The sequence below is a fragment of the Natrialba magadii ATCC 43099 genome (assembly GCF_000025625.1).
In the GTDB taxonomy this organism is placed as follows: domain Archaea; phylum Halobacteriota; class Halobacteria; order Halobacteriales; family Natrialbaceae; genus Natrialba; species Natrialba magadii.
Genome location: NC_013922.1, coordinates 3,692,113 through 3,711,256, shown reverse-complemented (window position 1 = coordinate 3,711,256; position 19,144 = coordinate 3,692,113). Strand labels below are relative to the sequence as shown.

16 protein-coding genes are annotated in these 19,144 nt (G+C 61.4%); 11 read left to right on the top strand and 5 right to left on the bottom strand.

The genetic code is table 11. The features are described from left to right. The first annotated feature begins 135 nt into the window (after positions 1 to 135). From NMAG_RS17265 to menD, 3 genes are read left to right on the top strand one after another with little or no spacing between them, the layout of a single operon-like run. Positions 136 to 834 (top strand): sulfite oxidase-like oxidoreductase, encoded by a 699-nt coding sequence (locus NMAG_RS17265; RefSeq protein WP_004215844.1) that lies wholly within the window; start codon positions 136 to 138, stop codon positions 832 to 834. A gap of 32 nt (positions 835 to 866) precedes the next feature. Beyond that, positions 867 to 2,531, top strand: a complete 1,665-nt coding sequence (locus tag NMAG_RS17260) for an isochorismate synthase (protein ID WP_004215845.1) — start codon at positions 867 to 869, stop codon at positions 2,529 to 2,531. Beyond that, on the top strand, positions 2,528 to 4,342 hold the full coding sequence (gene menD, locus NMAG_RS17255; RefSeq protein ID WP_012996851.1) for a 2-succinyl-5-enolpyruvyl-6-hydroxy-3-cyclohexene-1-carboxylic-acid synthase: 1,815 nt from the start codon (positions 2,528 to 2,530) through the stop codon (positions 4,340 to 4,342). The genes NMAG_RS17260 and menD overlap by 4 nt, the downstream gene beginning before the upstream one ends. A 30-nt stretch (positions 4,343 to 4,372) precedes the next feature. Here menD and NMAG_RS17250 read toward each other — a convergent pair whose 3' ends face one another. Continuing rightward, a complete protein-coding gene (locus NMAG_RS17250) occupies positions 4,373 to 5,380 on the bottom strand; it encodes a J domain-containing protein (RefSeq protein ID WP_004267693.1) in 1,008 nt (335 codons plus the stop codon). A gap of 334 nt (positions 5,381 to 5,714) precedes the next feature. Next, complete coding sequence (locus NMAG_RS17245; protein WP_004267694.1) at positions 5,715 to 7,778, bottom strand: transposase; 2,064 nt, start codon at positions 7,776 to 7,778, stop codon at positions 5,715 to 5,717. A 219-nt stretch (positions 7,779 to 7,997) separates the two neighbouring features. Here NMAG_RS17245 and NMAG_RS17240 point away from each other — a divergent pair, with 219 nt between their 5' ends. After that, positions 7,998 to 8,477, top strand: coding sequence for a winged helix-turn-helix transcriptional regulator (locus tag NMAG_RS17240; RefSeq protein WP_004267695.1), 480 nt, complete (start codon positions 7,998 to 8,000; stop codon positions 8,475 to 8,477). A 351-nt stretch (positions 8,478 to 8,828) separates the two neighbouring features. Here the strand turns inward: NMAG_RS17240 and NMAG_RS21100 are convergent, their stop codons facing one another. The 3 genes from NMAG_RS21100 to NMAG_RS17230 form a co-directional block, all read right to left on the bottom strand. Then, complete coding sequence (locus NMAG_RS21100; RefSeq protein ID WP_012996850.1) at positions 8,829 to 9,296, bottom strand: DUF5518 domain-containing protein; 468 nt, start codon at positions 9,294 to 9,296, stop codon at positions 8,829 to 8,831. Positions 9,297 to 9,417: 121 nt separating this feature from the next. After that, positions 9,418 to 10,032 (bottom strand): hypothetical protein, encoded by a 615-nt coding sequence (locus NMAG_RS17235; protein ID WP_004267697.1) that lies wholly within the window; start codon positions 10,030 to 10,032, stop codon positions 9,418 to 9,420. After that, positions 10,022 to 10,348 (bottom strand): hypothetical protein, encoded by a 327-nt coding sequence (locus tag NMAG_RS17230; protein ID WP_004267698.1) that lies wholly within the window; start codon positions 10,346 to 10,348, stop codon positions 10,022 to 10,024. Before NMAG_RS17230 ends, NMAG_RS17235 begins: the two co-directional genes overlap by 11 nt. A gap of 231 nt (positions 10,349 to 10,579) precedes the next feature. Here NMAG_RS17230 and NMAG_RS17225 point away from each other — a divergent pair, with 231 nt between their 5' ends. The 7 genes from NMAG_RS17225 to NMAG_RS17195 all read left to right on the top strand — a co-directional run bounded on the left by NMAG_RS17225 (position 10,580) and on the right by NMAG_RS17195 (position 19,128). After that, a complete protein-coding gene (locus NMAG_RS17225; protein WP_004267699.1) occupies positions 10,580 to 11,482 on the top strand; it encodes a 1,4-dihydroxy-2-naphthoyl-CoA synthase in 903 nt (300 codons plus the stop codon). Between the two features lie 215 nt (positions 11,483 to 11,697). Next, on the top strand, positions 11,698 to 13,008 hold the full coding sequence (locus NMAG_RS17220; protein ID WP_004267700.1) for a DUF7405 family protein: 1,311 nt from the start codon (positions 11,698 to 11,700) through the stop codon (positions 13,006 to 13,008). A 67-nt stretch (positions 13,009 to 13,075) separates the two neighbouring features. Next, the gene (locus tag NMAG_RS17215) at positions 13,076 to 14,560 is read left to right on the top strand and encodes a DUF7350 domain-containing protein (protein WP_004267701.1); all 1,485 of its coding nucleotides are present in this window, start codon (positions 13,076 to 13,078) and stop codon (positions 14,558 to 14,560) included. Then, entirely contained in the window at positions 14,557 to 15,309 is a 753-nt protein-coding gene (locus NMAG_RS17210) for a hypothetical protein (RefSeq protein WP_004267702.1), read from the top strand. The genes NMAG_RS17215 and NMAG_RS17210 overlap by 4 nt, the downstream gene beginning before the upstream one ends. A 106-nt stretch (positions 15,310 to 15,415) precedes the next feature. Beyond that, positions 15,416 to 16,354, top strand: coding sequence for a 1,4-dihydroxy-2-naphthoate polyprenyltransferase (locus NMAG_RS17205; protein ID WP_004267703.1), 939 nt, complete (start codon positions 15,416 to 15,418; stop codon positions 16,352 to 16,354). Next, positions 16,355 to 17,446, top strand: coding sequence for a mandelate racemase/muconate lactonizing enzyme family protein (locus NMAG_RS17200; protein WP_004267704.1), 1,092 nt, complete (start codon positions 16,355 to 16,357; stop codon positions 17,444 to 17,446). Then, positions 17,443 to 19,128 carry a class I adenylate-forming enzyme family protein gene (locus NMAG_RS17195; protein WP_004267705.1) on the top strand — a complete coding sequence of 562 codons (1,686 nt, stop codon included), beginning with the start codon at positions 17,443 to 17,445 and terminating at the stop codon, positions 19,126 to 19,128. The genes NMAG_RS17200 and NMAG_RS17195 overlap by 4 nt, the downstream gene beginning before the upstream one ends. Positions 19,129 to 19,144 lie beyond the last annotated feature (16 nt).

Sequence of the window (19,144 nt, the reverse complement as noted above, 5' to 3'; positions counted from 1 at the left end):
ATTGTGCTACGAAATCTCATAACACATCGGTTGTGGTGTCGTCACGCTTTCGGTCAACTCCGGAACGCGAACTGACACTGCGATGCGGTGTCGGCGTGGCGTCACACCTACGTAGCTCGCCACGAAGACTCAGCCATGACCACGGAGTCGACCGAGACGACAGACGCTGCAGGCGAGACCAGCAGTACGGACGCCGAAAGCGCGGCCGAGACTGGCGACGCTGACGGCGACGCCAACACGTCCGTCCGAGACGTAACCGACCTCTACCACGAATTTGGCGACAACCGACTCCCTGCCGGCCAGCGCGAAACGACTGCCTTCCCCGTACTGTCGAAAAGTGGAACACCTGACTGGGACCCCGATACCTGGGAGTTCACCGTCACCGGTGCCGTCGAGACCGAACTCTCGCTGTCGTGGGACGAATTTCGTGACCTACCGAGTGAAACCCAGCGACAGGACTTCCACTGTGTCACCGGCTGGAGCAAGTTTGACTGCGAGTTCACCGGCGTTCCGTTCCCTGCTCTCGCTGACCTGGCTGGTGTCGACGACGACGCTGTCCACGTCCTGTTCTCCGCGCTCGATAACTACACGACCGACCTGCCACTCGAGGACTGCATGCGCGAAGAAGTCCTCTTCGCGTGGGCCTACGACGGCGAGGACCTCCCCGCAGACCACGGCGGTCCGCTCCGGGTCGTCACCCCGCACAAGTACGCGTACAAGGGTGCAAAGTGGGTCGACGGGGTCGAGTTTCTCACCGAACCCGAACTCGGCTACTGGGAACGTCGGGGGTACTCCGAGACGGCGAACCCGTGGCAAGAGGAGCGATATAGTTAGGCTGAAGGCGCGTCGGTCCTGAACTGTGCTCGATGAATCGTACGTCGGGCGAGGGGGAACTGGCGGGAACTGCGCCATCTCACGATCAGGATCAGGACCAGGACCACCACGACCGCACACCCTCATCCCCATCGTCCCTCTGCGGCCGGAGTCGCGAACTCACCGATGCGGCTGCAGATATTTCCTTCGGGGCACTGCTGGATGCTGATATCGACATTGAGAGTGGGGCCGACACCGGAACCGGTACCAACACTGACACCGACACCGACACCGACACCGACACCGACACCGGAAACAGAACCGACACCACCACCCACTGCCACTACAAGACTCGCATCCAGTGGGCCACCCCTGGGGGCCTCGAGATCGTCGGCCGCGGTGTCGCCGCCCAGTTCACCACAACCGGTCCGACCCGATTCGACGACGTTCGCGAGCAGGCCGCCCGAACGTTCGGGGCACTCGAGTACGACGGGCCAGCAGTCGCCCGGCCGCGAGCGTTCGGTGGGTTGTCGTTTCACGATTCGTTCGAGGACGCGTTCGAGCGTGCTGGCGAAACGAACGCGGACACAGCCGCCGCCACTGCGCCGTGGCGCGGCTTCACTGCCGCCTCGTTCGTCATCCCACAGGTGCTCGTCGTCCGGGACGACGAGACGACGTGGCTCACGGCCGTCGGCCCGGATGCCGACACCGCGACCGAGCGACTGGACGAGTGGCACGACCGGCTGGCGGACGCGAGTTTCCCCGCGATGCGCTCGAGTGGCTCGCCGCCGGGCGTCACCGACACCGAACGGACGACTTCGCGTGCGGCGTGGGTCGAGCAGGTCGAGGACGCAATCGAGCGCATCGAGACGACGACGCTTCGGAAGGTCGTGCTCGCCCAGTCGCTGTCGGTCGGGCTCGCCGACGAAATCGACGTACCGGCGACGCTCGAACGGCTGCGCCGGCGGTATCCGAACTGCTATCGGTTCTTGATCGACCACAACCATGCTCGATCGAGCGACGGCGGCGGAACGTTCTTCGGCGCGCCGCCGGAACGACTGGTTTCGAAACGCGGCGAACGCGTCGAAACCGAGGCGCTCGCGGGCTCCGCACCGCGCGGTGAGACGCCCGAAGCGGACGAGGAGTTTGCTGACCAACTCCGTGACAGCGAGAAGGTCCAGCACGAACACGTTCTCGTCGCGGAGGCGATCCGTGACCAGTTGACACCGGTGACCAGCAGCCTGACGATCGACGAGCAGCAGATTCGCCGGCTGGCGACCATCCAACACGTCCGGACGCCGATCGAGGCGACGCTCGACGACGAGGTGACCCACGTGCTCGAACTCGTCGAAGCACTCCACCCGACGCCCGCAGTTGGCGGTATGCCTCCCGACGAGGCCTGGGAGACGATTCGCGAGACGGAGCCGTTCGACCGCGGCTGGTACGCCGCGCCGATCGGCTGGTTCGACGGCAACGGCGACGGTGAGTTCGCCGTCGCGCTCAGGTCCGGCGTCGCGACGGACGAGCGCGTGACGCTGTTCGCCGGGAGCGGCCTCGTCGCCGACAGCGATCCACACGACGAGTGGGACGAAGTACAGCTCAAGTTCCGGCCGATTCTGGACGAGTTGCGCCCCGAGGAAGCCAGTACGGCACAGTCCGAGAGAGGATCGGACCAGTCTGCCACCGAAACTGACGAGGAACGACCACAGCCACGATGACGAGCGCACCGAATCGCGCGACGCTCTGGGGTCGCATCCTCGTAGACGAACTCGCAGCGAGCGGGCTCGAGGCGGTCTGTCTCGCGCCAGGGAGCCGATCGACGCCGCTGACAATTGCGTTCGCCGAGCATCCGGAAATCGAGGTTTTCTCACACTTAGACGAACGCTCGGCGGCCTTCTTCGCACTCGGACGCGCGCGCCGAACCGGCGAGCCAACGGCGCTTGTCTGTACCTCGGGCACGGCGGCGGCGAACTTCCATCCCGCCGTCATCGAGGCCGACCAGGCCCGCGTCCCGATGCTCGTGCTCACGGCCGACCGCCCGCCGGAACTGCGCGATAGCGGGGCCAACCAGACCGTCGACCAGCTCGACCTCTACGGCGACGCCGTCCGCTGGCACGCCGAACTTCCGGTCCCCGAAGCGAGCGAGCGTACCGTTCGCAGCCTCCGGACGACTGCCGCACGGGCGCTTCTGGAAACGACCGTCTCCGAGCCCGGCCCCGTCCACCTCAACTGCCCCTTCCGGAAGCCACTCGAGCCGATTGAGACTGACGGACTCGAGTCCGTTCCAGCTGAGTTCTCTGAGACGCTGGCCGGAGGGGGGCGCGACGGTGCGTTCGTCGAAACGCGAGAGCCGGAGACGGGGTCGGTCGACGCCACCGATGTCGATTCGATTCGGGCGGTACTCGAGTCGGCCGCGCGCCCGCTCATTGTCGCAGGGCCTGCGGATCCGGTGACGCTGTCGCCGTCCCAGCTAAATTCTGCCGACATCGTCGCCGTTGCGGATGCGGTCGGCGCGCCGGTGCTTGCGGATCCACTCTCGAATCTTCGGTTTGGTTCGCACGTCGACGCTGACCGCTCCACTTCGGACACACAGACCATCTACGGCGGCTACGACGGCTATATCGATACACTGCCCGAACCCGATGCCGTCCTCAGATTCGGTGCCTCACCCACCTCGAAACGACTGCGTCACTTCCTCCGCGACGCCGACCCGCGGCAGTTCCTGATAGATCCCGTTGGTGCGTGGCGCGAGGCGACGTTTACCGCGACGGATCTGGTCGCTGCCGAACCGGGTGCGGTTTTCGAGACGTTGGCCGACGAACTCGCAGACACCGATTCGGACAGCGGCTGGCGAACCCGCTTCGCCGAGGCCGAACACACCCACTGGACGCACTGCGACGACGCACGCACCGACGAGGTACTCGAGTCCACCCCGTTCGAGGGCGCAATCTTGGCCTCCGTCTTCGAGGCGGCTCCGGACCCGGCGACGATTTTCGTCTCGAACAGCATGCCGATCCGGGACGGCGACCGGTTCGGTCGCCCACGGCAGGCCGATCTCACCGTGCTCGCGAACCGCGGCGCGAGCGGCATCGACGGCATCACGAGTTCGGCGCTCGGAGCCGGCAGCGCGACCGACGACCCGCTCGTGCTCGTCACCGGCGACCTCGCGTTTTACCACGATTCGAACGGCCTGCTGGCACTCGAGCGCTGCGGCGTCGACGCGACCATCGTCTTGTTGGACAACGATGGTGGCGGAATCTTCCACAAACTCCCTGTCGAGGCGTTCGATCCGCCGTTTACGTCGCAGTTCAAGACGCCCCACGGACTCGAGTTCGACGCGCTCGCAGAACTGTACGAACTCGAATTTCAACACGTGGGCCCGACAGAATTTGAGGGTGCATACCGGCAGTCGCTCGCGAGTGAGGGAACGCAGGTGCTTTCGGTCAAGTTCGACTCGGCGGCGAGCCACCGGCGGCGCGAGGAACTAGACGAGGCAGTTCGGACGGCGGTCGCTGCAGATGACAATTAGCGGTGGTTTTTGGATTTCTGGCGTGCAGAGTCAGGGCCGTAGCACCCACCAAACCGCGAGTGCATAGCCAAACGGCACCCAGACGCCCGCGAGCGCGAGAAAGCCGTAGATCGACAGCAGGGAGACCGGAATCGCCTCGATCGTGAGAAGCCCAACCGGGACGAGCAGGCTCCACGAACCGAAGATACCGGCAGCGATTCGGGGTAGTGTCAACAGATAGGCGACGAGTCCGAGGGTACAGACGGCGACGACCGCATTGGCGCTCGTGGGAAACACCGGTGTCAGGCTCGCGTAGATGAACACCGGGTAGAGCAGCCAGATGCAGGCGAGTCCGACCATGGTCTGGTGGTCGAGCGCTCGTCCCTGCCACTCGAGTTCCACCTCGTCGTTCCAGTCGTGGACGGCGTACTGGAAGTCGTCGCTGGTGGTGTTGTCGGCTGTGCTGTCTGTCTGATCTGCGGATGCAGTTGACCCGGATTCAGTGTTCGTTGTGTCTGTGCTGGTCCGGGTGTAGGCGTGCTGTTGTGTCTGTCTGGTGCGCTGGGTGTGTTTCGTCCGCTGGGTCTGGGATCGAGAACGGGTCCGGGAGCGGGAACTGGAACCGGAACCAGAGCGGGAACTGGACCGCGACCCAGACTGCGACCGCGCCCGTTCCCGTTCTGCCTCCTGGCGAATCTCCTCGAACGACCAGTCACGAGTCCGCCGCTGCCCCGCTCGGCGACCGCGATTCGTCTCCCGTCGCGTTTGTTTTTCTGTGGTTGCAGTGGCACCCGTACTCGAGTACCCCGCCTGCGCCGTTGGTCCGCCATTCTCTGCCTGGACGTAGGCTTCGTGCCCGAGACGGTCGTACCTCGCTCGTTCGGCCTCGTCGGTCAGCACCTCGCGTGCAGTTGAGACGCGCTGGAACTGCTCGGTCGCGTTGGGGGCGTCGTTGTGATCCGGATGGGTCTCGAGGACGCGCTCGCGGTAGGCGGACTCGAGTTCGTCCTGCGTGGCGGTTGGCTCGACACCGAGCACGTCGTAGTACGTCTCACCCATCGGTTCCAGTAGCCTATCGGAGGCACAGTATACTGGCTGGTAAGTATTACTGATATGAACTGTCTGGTGGTTAGTGGCTGTTCAGTGCTGTCCGATTCCAGTCCGATAAATCAAATAGTGGTATATAGAATCGTAGTTCTGACGTTGGGCAATTTCACAAGACAGAGAGCAAAACGCCCAATACAGCAATATTCTAACACCAGCAATTTTCTGAAATTATGTCTGGTGGACTGATTCCCGCTGCCAGTCGGTAGGTCTGAGAAGAAAACCCGGAAAATAGCGACTACACAGTAGTGTCGCCACTAACGAAGGGGAATACCCGGAACCGAAAACGTCAGTCGGGGGGATCTAATCCGACGTAATCCTTCGCAATCGTCAGGAACAGATCCGCTGTCACAAGTGGTTCATATCGGAACTCGGACTCAGCCCGTAGCTCCAACTTCACCAGTAGATCGGTGAGTCGCCACACATTGTACATCGTACACGCGTACAGGAAATTGAAGAACCGGTACTCGTGGTCCATCGACGTGGTACGGACACGGAAGCTCTTGATCTGCTTGAATCCGTTCTCAATCCCCCACCGATGCTTGTATTTTCTGATCACCCGCGCCGCCATATGCGCCTTCTCCAACTCGGACATCTCGTCACCGTCCTCACCTGTATCGCCCGGAAGTTCGAGATCAGGGTGATTCGTCTCAAACAGCATATACAACTCCTTGTCTTCCTTACTTCCCGGCAGCTCCTGCTCTTCTTCCTCTTCACGCACCTCATCAATCACGTCACCGAACATCTGCCCCACATCTTCCGTATCCGCATCAGTCGCTTCTGCGAAATCGCGGAGTAACTCCTGACGAAGCACATCCTCTTCGCCTGACTCCTCACCTGCTTCGTCATCTACAGAATCCTCATCGTCCTCTATCGTGTCATTCGTCCGCTCAGCATTCATTGCTGGCACATACACACGCTTCCGTCCACCCTCATCATCGTCGGTTGTCTCCTCGGCGGTGAAGTCATCAAGCGTTGTGCCCTCATCACCGTCAGCGGTGCTGGCCTCATCACTCTCGATATGGACGAGTTTCTCTTGACGGCGAAGACGCGTACACGTCGCCCGCTCACTCGAATGCATTTTCCCCGGATTCAAATACCACACACCGTGATCCTCACAGACCTCTTTCACCGGGTCGTGGGCAAACTCCCGATCCATCATCACCAACTCAATATCAACCATGTCGGTCGCAGTCTCCAAGAGCTGGTCAACGATAGCGACACGTGAGAGCCCGCGATGCACGGGAATCGCATCCAATACGAGTGGAATATCTAATCCGACAATTTGGATGCTCGCCCACTGAAAGTAGAACTCCGTAGACTCGTCTTCACCATCGTTCTTGTACCCGAGCAACCACGTGTTCGTCACGTTCCCGTCCTCGTCAGACTCGATTTTCCGTTTCGTCCGATACGGATTCGACTTCGTGATGTCAATGCTCACGAGGACACCGTCAACGAGTTCCGAGTCACGGCGAGCCCGCTCGATCAACTCACGTGTCGTGTCACGGTGCATCTTCCGAGCGGCATCCGGCCCGATTTTCTGTAAATGGTGGCGATGAGTACTGCCCGTCTGAACGCGGTTACGGGTTGTTTCTGCCGCGAAGTTCCACGTACCGTTCTCCGCGTACATTTCCTCTCGTGAACCGATGAACGCGTGCGCTTCGAGGAATGCGTTGTCGTGAACCTCTGTGTTCTTCCCACGCGGAAGTTCATAGTTCTCCGTCACTATCGGCTTGGCCTGTTGCCAGATCTCCCGTGTTTTCGCAATCGTCCGGTCCCGAACTGTTGAATCATCCTGTTCGATACCGTCAGGTGTGTCAACGCTCGTATCAGGATGGAAGACTTCGTCCGGTGCTGGCACGTCGTGTTCGCGTGCGACATCAACCAGCACCTGCCCGATAGTCCGCACAACCTGTTTGTGCTCGTCTGAGAGACGATCTTCATTCCATACCCGCCAGAGCGTGGTTTTCGATGCGAGCCCATCCTCAAATCCAAGTTCAGCAACCAGCTCTGGGTTATCGTCAAGATAGTCGTGAAGGGCAGTCTCGCCGCCCCATCCTTTGACGATACGGAGCAGGTGTGCTTTTAGCAGCGATGCTGGTGGCTGTTTGAAATGCCAGTCAGCCACGTCATACCCGAATTTCGACGGGGAGAGTTCGACGTAACAGATCGCTTCTTCTACGTCGTTGTGTTCTGGGTGTGCGAACCATTCTTCGATGAATGCGGCGGCATCCCACGCGAGCGGCCATGGGTCTCCGTTGACCGTGTCGTAGGCTTCCGAGTATGGCCACTCCCGGTGAGACTCACGTAAGGAGTCAAGGACCGTTTGTTTCGTGTTGGGAGTGGCCGTCATAGATTGGTAGGTGATTTTACTTCGAATCGAAGTGTAAGGTTCGGGGTGTTGTTTCCGGAAACCTGCCTTATCCTACGCTACGGGTGGTTAAACGCGATACGCGTACAGGACAATTCGATTTCCGAATTATTCCAAATCGAACTCTATTTTGGAACGAAGTGGAGTTCAGAGTAGAAGAAAGTTTGACTACGGATGCCAACAGGGTATAGCGTGTGAGACATGGCAGACACGCTTAGGGAGTTCTTTGAGTTGCGTGGCGGGATTGGTCTCCTCGTGGTGCTGAAGGGTGATTCCAAGCGGTTCAAACATCTGAACGAGCGATTACAGATTAGTTCGTCAACGTTGTCGAAGCGGATCGGGGAAGCGAAGGACCTCGGACTGATTACTCCGGAAATCGACGACCGGGAGACATCGGTGAAGAACCAGTATCGGATTACAGAGCGTGGGCAGTATGTAATAGCAAAAATGGAGCGATTAGACATCGTCCACGCGTATCGAACAATGCTTGATATGCAGGCACAAGTTGAGGATGGGAAGCAAGAGCTGGTGGAGTGGATTGAGGGTGAGGAGACGAAAGAGGAGTTAGCGAGACGCAGTGACAGTGATCCGTACGTTGATCCGTTCGGTGAAGATGTGACGGACTTCTCGGGTGAAGACTCTGATCGAGATTATGATGATGAGTTCTTCACTAAGGAGTAACTCTCCGAGTGACTTCATTTCGAGATATTGTTTCTTGAGACCGCAGATCACTACGGCTGCAAAGTGAACGTCTATTATGACCAGAAGGTTAATTTCTGTTCATATCAACCGTTTATCTATGACTGGTGACAGGAAGGATACAAAACCGCTCGGCGAAGAGGAGGAGAAAGAAGGGAAGTATGACAAATATATTGATAGGATATTGGATGCTTTCAGTATATTTTAACTGGGCCTGCTGCTGAGTTCTTCATCTGTACTGAACGGTAACTGCGTGTGCCTACTTACCACCTGATTCTCTGTAGGCGTAGATGGAATCAATACGTAGGTAGATTATGACTCCCTCAGAAACGATTATGCTTCTGACCTGAGCGTGTGCGTTCGGTCAATGCGATTGTTCATCCATTCACCAATGAATCCACCAATCACTCCAATTACCACCATGACAATCGTCAGAAGACCAAAGGTGGCCACACCCGCTCCAACTGAGGAAATAGCCATCAGCCAAGAGTCTCCGACAGCATCCACGAGGGTTGAATGTCCCCACCAGTCAACGACTGTTGCTCCACTCTGCCAGAGGACAATCGGAATACCCCCAGTTAGACCGGTTACAACGCCTACATGGGTTCCTTTGATTGAATGAGACTGGTATAGATACCCTGAAATTATGGAGGCAATGAACAATGGTGTTGCTGAAACCGGGTCAGGCGTGAGTACCCAATTAATCCCGAAAGTAAATGGAATCGAAGCGATTCCGAGGAGGACTGCTGTGCGAAACTGTCCGTAATTTATGTTCTTACGGAATCTGCTGAGCGGGGTCATATTTGTTCGTTCACAAATTCATTCTGCAGAGACAAACCTGTTTCCCTCTTTGCGGGAAATATATTCGTGCTGAATAAGGTGTGCTTCACCTGTACTGATCAGATTGACAGTATAAGCCAGATTATTTCGGTGGAAGGGCGTCATCATATTCGCCGTCAAGGATTTCAGAACAATTAACGGGAATACTGCTCCACGCGTTCTTCACAACCTCGTACCCAGTCCACCCTTCCGTTTGAATCATCCTCACGGTTGCCTCGCAGAATTCAGGCTTTTCGATGAGGTCGTTGTCAAGCAGGATGTAGAGGAGATACGGTGGTCCCACAACGTCAATGTCGTACCCGTTGTCATCGATGAGACGCCGAATTGACCGTCTCGCAGCTGAGTCAAGAATCGATACGATCAGATACGATGAACCGTGTTCAGAAAGTTCCTGCTTGAGCGATTGCTCGCCTGCATCTGGTCCATGCGGGCGGGGAACGACAGTGACGCACGACCATGGCGACGAATCCTCGTCTAGATGTTCAACAACACGTTGGCTTCCTCGTTTCAAGTAGTGTTCACGGCTGCCCTCAGGCGGGTATTTGTTCGAGCTGACGTGGTTTTGAAGTTCGTGCTTGCAGACGTTCGTCGTTGTAAGATGGATCGCGTCTTTCAGTCGTTCCCACTGAGTGGTGTTCGCAACCGCGATCAAGGAACTCGTATCAGCCAGTATCGGATAGCGAGCTTCACTCGCCATCGCTGCCCGTCAAGAATTCAGACGTGTCTCGTTCCATAGCCGCCTCGAACGACGCTTTCTCTTCTTCCATCCTATCGAGTTTCTCACCGAGAAGGACACGGGCCACGTCCTCACCAATCTCACCACGACTGTATCGTTCGTACACCGCAATCTTGTCTTGTTCATCTAATGACTGTCGGAGCATTTCGACCAGGCCGACGCGGGCGAGTTCGCTCACGTTGACGCCACCGATGTGGATCTCATCGAGGAGTTCCGCGGCCTCTTTTTCGGCTCCGGCACGGAACTGAATCGTCTTGTCGTAGCTTGATCCGCTCATACATTGACGTTCGACGGGGAGGGATATATATGTTATGACGTGTACCTACTTGTCAATACGTGGCGTCAGGGATGTAGTACTACCATTCAGGCCTCTCTCGCAAAGGGTGCGATATGAGTTAGGAACCGTGCAGAACCATTATGATCTAATGAAATGAACGAAAGCTAGTGAACTCGTCGTAGTTAGCGGCGACGAGAACCTATATCAGGATTCGCCCCCGACAGTCGGCCAATGGTTTCGGAATGCTTCGACGCAGACCGGTGGGAGCCGGTCGACGAGTTCGACTTTCGCGATCTCACATATCACCGCGCGGTCGACTCCGGGACGGTTCGCATCGCGTTCGACCGCCCCGACGTTCGAAACGCCTTCCGCCCGGGGACGGTCGACGAACTGTACGACGCGCTGGATCACGCAAAGCGCCAGACCGACGTGGGTTGTATCCTGCTCACCGGCAACGGCCCCTCCTCGAAGGACGGCGGCTGGGCGTTCTGTTCTGGCGGCGACCAGACGGTCCGCGGCGACGACGGCTACCAGTACACCGGCGAGGACGAGGAGAGCGAGACAGCCCGCGCATCCGAGCAGGGTCGACTCCACATTCTCGAAGTCCAGCGCCTCATCCGCCACATTCCGAAGGTCGTCGTCTGCGTCGTCCCCGGCTGGGCCGTCGGCGGCGGTCACTCGCTGCACGTCGTCTGTGACATGACGCTCGCCAGTGAAGAGCACGCGAAGTTCCTCCAGACCGACCCCGACGTGGCGAGCTACGACGCCGGCTTCGGCTCGGCCTACCTCGCCAAGCAGATCGGCCAGAAGAAAGCCCGCGAGGTGTTCTTCCTCGGGAAGACCTACAGCGCCGAGGAAGCAGCCGAGATGGGCATGGTCAACGAAGCCGTCCCCCACGACGAACTCGAGGAGACCGCGCTGGAGTGGGGCGAGCGGATCAACGCGAAGAGCCCGACGGCGATGCGGATGCTGAAGTACGCGTTCAATATGACCGACGACGGGATGATCGGCCAGCAGGTGTTCGCCGGGGAGGCGACCCGGCTTGGCTACATGACCGACGAGGCGAAAGAGGGCCGCGACGCGTTCGTCGAGGGACGTGATCCTGAATTCGACGACTATCCGTGGCACTACTGACCAGGTGACCCGGCGCTGGTGACTTCTCGTCCGCCGCTCGCAATGCTTGCCGCAAACGACGAGCCGTGGGTACTCGAGTCCACCGTCGAAATGGTGCTGGTCGGTCGAACTCCTGGACGGAATTCGGCTGAGAGCCGAACACGTTCTGTCGACGATAACGGTAGACTCGTCGCGAAGAGTAACGCTTTGGACCATCCGGTCCCGTGGTGAGACTAGTGACGCTCCCCGATCGGTCCACGCTCTCCCGCCGGGAGTACGCCCGCGCGCTCGTCGCCGTTGGCGGCGCGACCGCACTCAGTGCATGTCTCGACGCGAGTAGCGACGGAGACGAGAACGACGACGGAAGCGACGTCCCACCGGGAACCGACGACCCCGACTCGCTGCCCGCTCGCCAGCACGCCTGGAACGAGTTCGCACCGCGCGACGACGACGGGAACGTCAGCCCCCCGGCACACCACGTCTTGCTCCCACTGGCGCTGACTGAGCGTGCGACTGCCGACGGAGAACCAACCGCAGATGCCCGCGACATCACCGAATCAACCCTCAGAACGCTCGAACGCGCCTACGAGTGGAGCACCGACGGACTGCTGTTTACGCTCGGCTACACGCCGGCGTACTTCGAGCGATTCGACGCGGACCTCCCCGAGACAGTCGACCTCCCCGAACCAGAGGCGCTCACGTCCCGCGAGGACCCCGCCTTCGACGAGTTCGACGCCTTGCTCCACCTCGCGAGCGACCGCCCCGAGGTCGTCCTCGAAGTCGAGGAGGGACTGTTCGGTGAGCAGGAGGAGCCTGAACGCAACGGCGTCGTACTCGAGTCCGACCTCGCGGACGTCTTCGAGCGCGTCGATGAGAACCGCCGAACTGGGTTTGTCGGTGAGGGGCTGCCGGCGGAGCACACGGACGTCTCCAACGTCCCTGACGCGGTCCCCGAGGACGCGCCGTTTTTCATGGGCTTTCGTTCAGGATTCGACCGCACGCAGGCGAGCGAAGGCCGCGTGACCATCGATTCCGGGCCGTTTACCGATGGGACGACACAGCACGTTTCCTCGATGGACATCCAGCTCGAAGTCTGGTTCGAGCAGGAGAACCACTACCAGCGCGTCTCGAAGATGTTCAGCCCGGAACACGCCGCGGCGGAACTCGTCGGTGAGGTGGGAGAGGAACTGGGAACCGACAGCGGACTGAGCGACGAGCGGATCGAGGCGACGGCTGCCGACGCCAGGCAGGAGGGTGTCGTCGGTCACGCTCAGAAGGCAGCACGAGGGCGCGAAGATGGGGAACCGCGGCTCTTGCGCCGCGATTTCAACACGATCGACGGCGACCGGCCGGGGCTGCACTTCGTCTCGCTCCAGCACGAGGTTGAAGACTTCGTCCGGGTACGGGAGGCGATGACGGGCGCGGATCTTGACGTGCCCTCGGCGAACAACGGGATCCTCCACTACATCTTCGTCAACCGGCGGGGGAACTACCTGCTCCCGCCGCGGGAGTTGCGCGCGCTGCCGGTAGCGAATCCGGACGCCTGAAACGTTCCATCACCCACTGACGCGAAACGAGAACCACAATCAAACCAGCAAACACGACAGATACACCATGCAGGACATTACGCCGATCACAGACGAGATGGAGATCGACCGCAGGACGCTCATCGCCAAAACGGGCGCAGCGACGGGGGTGCTCGCACTCGCCGGCTGTCTCAGCGGTGACGACGATGAGGAAGACGAAGACGATCCGGACGCCGAAAACGGCGACGAGAACGGTGCCGGCGAGGACTACGGCGACGGGCGACCCACGATCGAGGTGGAGGACCCGCCGAACGCGGTCTACCTCCCGACCCACCGCGAGGCCATGCGGATGCTCGATCCGGTCGAAGCCGGCGACATGATGCTCGGCCCGATGCTCTCGTATCCGCACGATTTCTGGACCATCGCTGGCAGCGGGGAGGACGCCGTCGAACGCGAGAGTCCGGACGACGGCCGTGGCGTCCACATGATGTTCACGCTCTGGGACCAGCAGACGGGAACTGTGCTGCCAGTCGACGACGGCGTCCAAATTCGTGTCTACGACGGCGACGAGCAGGTTGGGTCGCCGGTCTCGCCGTGGTCGATGATCTCCCAGGAGATGGGCTTTCACTTTGGCGACAACGTCACCCTTCCCGAAGACGGGACATACACCGTCGAGGTGACGGTTCCGCCGCTTTCGGTGCGAAAGACCGGCGACCTCGTGGGCCGACTCGACGAGCGCGTGAGCGCGACCTTCGAGTTCGAGTACGACGACGAGTTCCGCCACGAGGTGATCGGCGGCGTCCAGTACCTCGACGAATCTGAGTGGGGAGACCGTGGTGCACTGGAGCCGATGGATCACGGTGATCACGGCGAGCATGGTGATCACGATGACCACGACGACCACGACGACGGTCACGACCACGAGGATGAACACGACGACGGCCACGAACACGGCGACCACGACAGCCACGACGACGGAGAACACGAACACGACCACGGAGATGAACACGATCACGACAGTGAGAACGACCACAACGGCCACGGCGACCACGCACACGTCCCCTACTCCGCTCTCCCCCAGATCGAGGAGTACGACGGTACGATCCTCGCTACTGCTGACGACGAGTCCGGTTCCGCCGGCGTTCCAACCGACCACGACTCGCTCCCACGAAGCGACGATGCAGCGATCCTCGCAGCACTCTTCGAGGACGGATCCGCGGACGCGGAACGGCTCGCTGACGACGGCGACGGCGACGGTAACGCTGCCACCGGCCAGTACCTCCTCGTCTCCCCACGAACGCCGTACAACCGTGTCCCGCTCGCCGACGCCGCGCTCAGCGTCACCGTCGAGCGCGACGGCGACACGGTCGTCGGCCCTGACGCAGGGCTCACGGAAACCCTCGATAGCGAGTACGGCATCCACTACGGATTGGTGGTCGACGACGCACAGATCGAAGCCGGCGATTCAGTGACGGTCACGATCGACTCACCACCACAGGTCGCGCGCCACCAGGGGTACGACACAGCCTTCCTCGAGATGCCCTCGGTCGAGTTCACCGTTCCCGAGCAATGACGACACCACGCCCAGAGTCGGCGACTGACAGTGAGTGTGAAGGTGAAGGTGAAGGTGAAGGTGACGGCGACGGCGACGGCGACGGCGGACGGCACAGGCTCCGCGTTGCCACCCTCATCGCCGCGTGCTGTCTCGCGCTCGTCGCCGTCGCGTTCGTCCCCGCACCCGTCGGTGCCGGTGACAACATCGCCAGCTTCTGGTTCAATCCGGAGGACACCGAAGCCGACGCCGGCGACACGCTCGAACTCGAACTCGTCGCGCACACCCACGGAGATCTGGTCGGCGACGGTGTCGACGAATTGGCAGCGACACTCGAGTACAACGCCGATATCTTCACAGTCACGGATATCGTGCACGAGCGGATGCTGGCTGATGGGGACCCAGATGTCGAGATACACGAGTCCGAGGAGATCGACGAGGACGCGGGGACGGTAACACTCGAACAGGAGCGCGAGCCGTCTGGTGACGGTGCGAAAACAACGGAGCCGATGGCGACGATTACGTTCGAGGTTGCGTCGGATGCACCGAGTGGCAACGAGACGGTCGAGATCACCGACTCGGAGGCAATTCTCATTAGTGACTACCCGCAGGGGACCTTTGATCGTGACGCGCACGTGCAGATCGATGGCTCGGCTGCGGCAGGTGCGAGTGGCGCAGACGGCGTTCCCGGCTTCACGGGTATTGCTGCACTTGGCATGCTGGCTGCGCTCGCGCTTGCGGCAGTTGTGAGACGCCGCGACTGGCGGTAGCTGACGTATTGAGCAGTGTCACGGCCGAGAATCGCGGTATGTGGCTTCCCCACGCGGTCGGCTGCAATGCCAACGTTGACACTGTTTCGAGTCGGACACTCGACGTATGAGTACGGCCGAGGTCGATATGTCGCGGACGAAGGCGTGGCTGTTGGCCGCCCGCCCCCAGACCTTGCCCGCGGCCGCAGCCCCGATCATCGTCGCCGTGGGACTCGCGATCCACGACGGCGTCTTCGCACCCGGGCCGGCGCTGATGGCGTTCGTCGGTGCCGCATTGATCCAGATCGGGACGAACTTTGCGAACGACTATTACGACGCGATCAAGGGCGCAGACACCGACGACCGCGAGGGATTCACCCGCGTCACGCAGGCAGGAATCATCCCCCCTGAACAGGTCAAACTCGCGACCGCCGTCACGTTCGCCCTGGCAATTCTCTCTGGCACCTATCTCGTCTATATCGGCGGTCTCCCGATTCTCGTCATCGGCCTCGTGAGCGTCTTCTGTGGCTGGGCCTACACCGGCGGCCCCTACCCGCTCGGCTACCACGGCCTCGGTGATCTCTTCGTGTTCGTCTTCTTCGGCATCGTCGCCGTCGTCGGCACCTACTACGTGCAGGCCGCCGCAGCGGTCGAGTCGTTCATCACGACGGTTCCCGCCGGCACGATTACCTGGGGAGCGTTTCTCGCCAGTCTCCCGATCGCCGCGCTCTCGACGGCGATCATCATCGTCAACAACGTCCGCGACCTCGAGACCGACGCCGAGACCGGCAAACGAACGCTCGCTGTCCGCCTCGGGTATCGCGGAAGTCGCATCGAGTACACTGCCATGCTCGCGCTCGCGTACCTCGTCCCCGTCTGGCTCTGGCTCGGCGAGGGCTTCGCCGTGAGCGTCCTGCTCCCGCTCGCCACGATTCCCTATGCCGTCATCACCGCACGGACGATCTGGACCAGAACCGACGGCGAGGCACTCAACCCAGCGCTCGAGGCAACCGGCAAACTGCTCGCACTGTACGCGGCACTGTTCGCCGCAGGGATGGTGATCTAAGTGTCCGGTGGCGACGCCCCACGGTTCGAACTCGAGTACCGACGATTTTCGCTCCCGCTCAGAGAGCCACTGGAGACGGCGTCGGGCTCGATCGATGTGCGGGAGGGATTTCTGCTCCGACTTGCGGACCGAGCGGGCGACGACACAACGGTTGGCTACGGCGAGGCGACGCCGCTTTCCGGCTGGACGGAGCCGATTGCGGATTGTGAGGACGCCCTCGAACGCGCCAGTCGGGAACTCCGCGATGGCGGGAATCTGGAGGATGCACTCGAAACAGCCGCGGGTGCTGCGGCGGCCAGACACGGTGTTTCGCTCGCGATCACGGACTGTCGAGCGACAGACGAGGCGACGCCGCTGTATCGCTACGTCGGGCAGGGACCGATGGTCGGTCGCGTGCCTGTGAACGCGACGGTCGGTGACGGCGATCCCAGGGAGACGGCACACCGGACTGCAAACGCCGTCCAGCGCGGGTTTGACTGCTGTAAACTCAAAGTCGGTCGCCGTCCTGTTTCGGCGGACATCGAACGCGTCCGGCGAACCCGCGAGGTCGTCGGCCCCGAAGTCGAGTTACGCGTCGACGCGAACGGTACCTGGACCTTCGACGAGGCTGCGCAGGCGATCGACGCCTTCGTCGACGACGAACTCGGCGTGTCGATCGTCGAACAACCGCTTCCGGCGGGGGCACTCGAGGGCCACGCCGATCTTCGCGAGCGCGCGACAGGCGACCTCTCCATCGCGATCGACGAGGGACTACTCGAGCACGGCGTCGACGCGATTTGTGAGGCACAGGCCGCCGATATCCTCGTCCTGAAGCCGATGGCGCTCGGCGGAATCGACATCGCGCGCAAGATTGCCGCCTGGGTGACGGAACTCGGAGTCAGACCGCTTGTGACGACGACTATCGACGGCGTCGTCGCCCGAACCGGTGCCGTCCACCTCGCTGCAGCCACCCCGAACCTGCCTGCGTGCGGTCTCGCGACGGGTGATCTACTCGCCGATGATCTGGGACGCGATCCAGTCCTGCTCGAGAACGGCGCTGCCGTCGTCCCGCAGGCAAAGGGGCTCGGCATCAAGGGGGTGTGGCACGAATGATCGGTACACACGAGTGGCCGACGCGGGATCTGCTCTCACATCGTGCGGCCGCGACGCCCCAGCAGCCGGCACTGATCGACGTCGACACCGATACCGACACCGAGTGGACCTACGCCGAGTTCGATCATCGGGTCGATCGGATTGCAGCAGCACTCGAGTCCGACTCCGTCGTCGACCGCGGCGGCCGTCTCGGGATCCTGATGGACACCCGTCCCGCCTTCGCGACGCTCTTTTTTGCGGCGATGCGCCTCGGCGTGACCGTCGCGCCGCTGAACGTCCGAGAGACGACCGACGAGTTAGCTGTAAAGATCGATCGACTCGACGTCGACGCGCTGGTCTGTGAGGCCGATACCGAATCGACCGCGGTGGACCTCGGGACCAAGGCGAACGCCAAGCGGCTGCCCACCTACTCCGTCGACGAGCCGACGACTGAGGCGACCGACGTGTCGGCGCTATCGTCGGTCGTCGACTGGGAGAGTGACGGACCGGAATCAGCCGGGCCAACCAACACGACTGGCCCAACCAAGACAACTGCCACTCCAGACGCAGCAACCGACACCACTCCGTCCATCGAACCAGTCGCACTCGAGTCCGACCACGTGCAACTGCTCATGTTTACGTCGGGGACCTCTGGCGAACCAAAGATCGTCCAGGTGACGGTCGGCAACCTCGTTGCGAGCGCGACGGCCTCTGCGTTCCGACTGGGCGTCGCGCCCTCGGATCGGTGGCTCTGCTGTCTCCCAATGTATCACATGGGCGGCGTTGCGCCGGTCATCCGGTCGACGCTGTACGGAACGACTGCGGTGATCCAGCGAACGTTCGACGAACGCGAGACGGCTTGCGTGCTGGACGAGTACGATATTTCGGGTGTTTCACTGGTCCCCACGATGTGCAAGCGCCTGCTCGATGCTGGCTGGGAGCCGACCGACTCGCTCCGATTCGTTCTTCTGGGCGGGGCACCCGCCTCGACGGACTTCCTGGCGCGCTGTCGTGAAGCTGGTGTGCCGGCCTACCCGACCTACGGCATGACAGAGACGGCCTCCCAGATTACGACCGCGACGCCGGCGCAGGCCGCCGCTCACGAGGGGACGGTCGGCCAACCGCTCGTCGTCACCGACGTGTCGATCGTGGATGTGGACGGCGAACCGGTTCCAGCGGGCGAGGCGGGCGAAACCGTCGTCTCCGGCCCGACGGTGACGCCAGGCTACCTCGACGAGACGCGCACAGCAGACGCGTTCTGCGACCGCGGCCTTCGGACCGGCGACGTGGGCTACCGGGACGAGGCGGGCCGACTGTGGATTCTCAACCGGCGCAGCGACCGCATCGTCACCGGCGGCGAGAACGTCGACCCCGGCGAAGTGATCGATGTCTTGTGCGCCCAGCCAGCCGTCGAGGCAGCCGCCGTCGTCGGCCTCGAAGACCCGGACTGGGGCGAGCGTGTGAGCGCGCTGGTCGTCCCTGCAGACACGAGCGGGTCGGAATTGGGTCCTGATTTGGACTCTGACGCGGAGATACTCGAGTCCCTCCGCGCTCACTGCACCGACAACCTGGCAGGATTCAAGTGTCCGAAGACGATCGGCGTGGTCGAGGAACTCCCGCGAACCCACTCGGGAACGGTCGATCGGGAAGCGGCCCGCGAGCGGTTGCTCGCGGTCGGTGTCGACGTGACGACATCCCAGTGATTTCGGGAGCCGTACG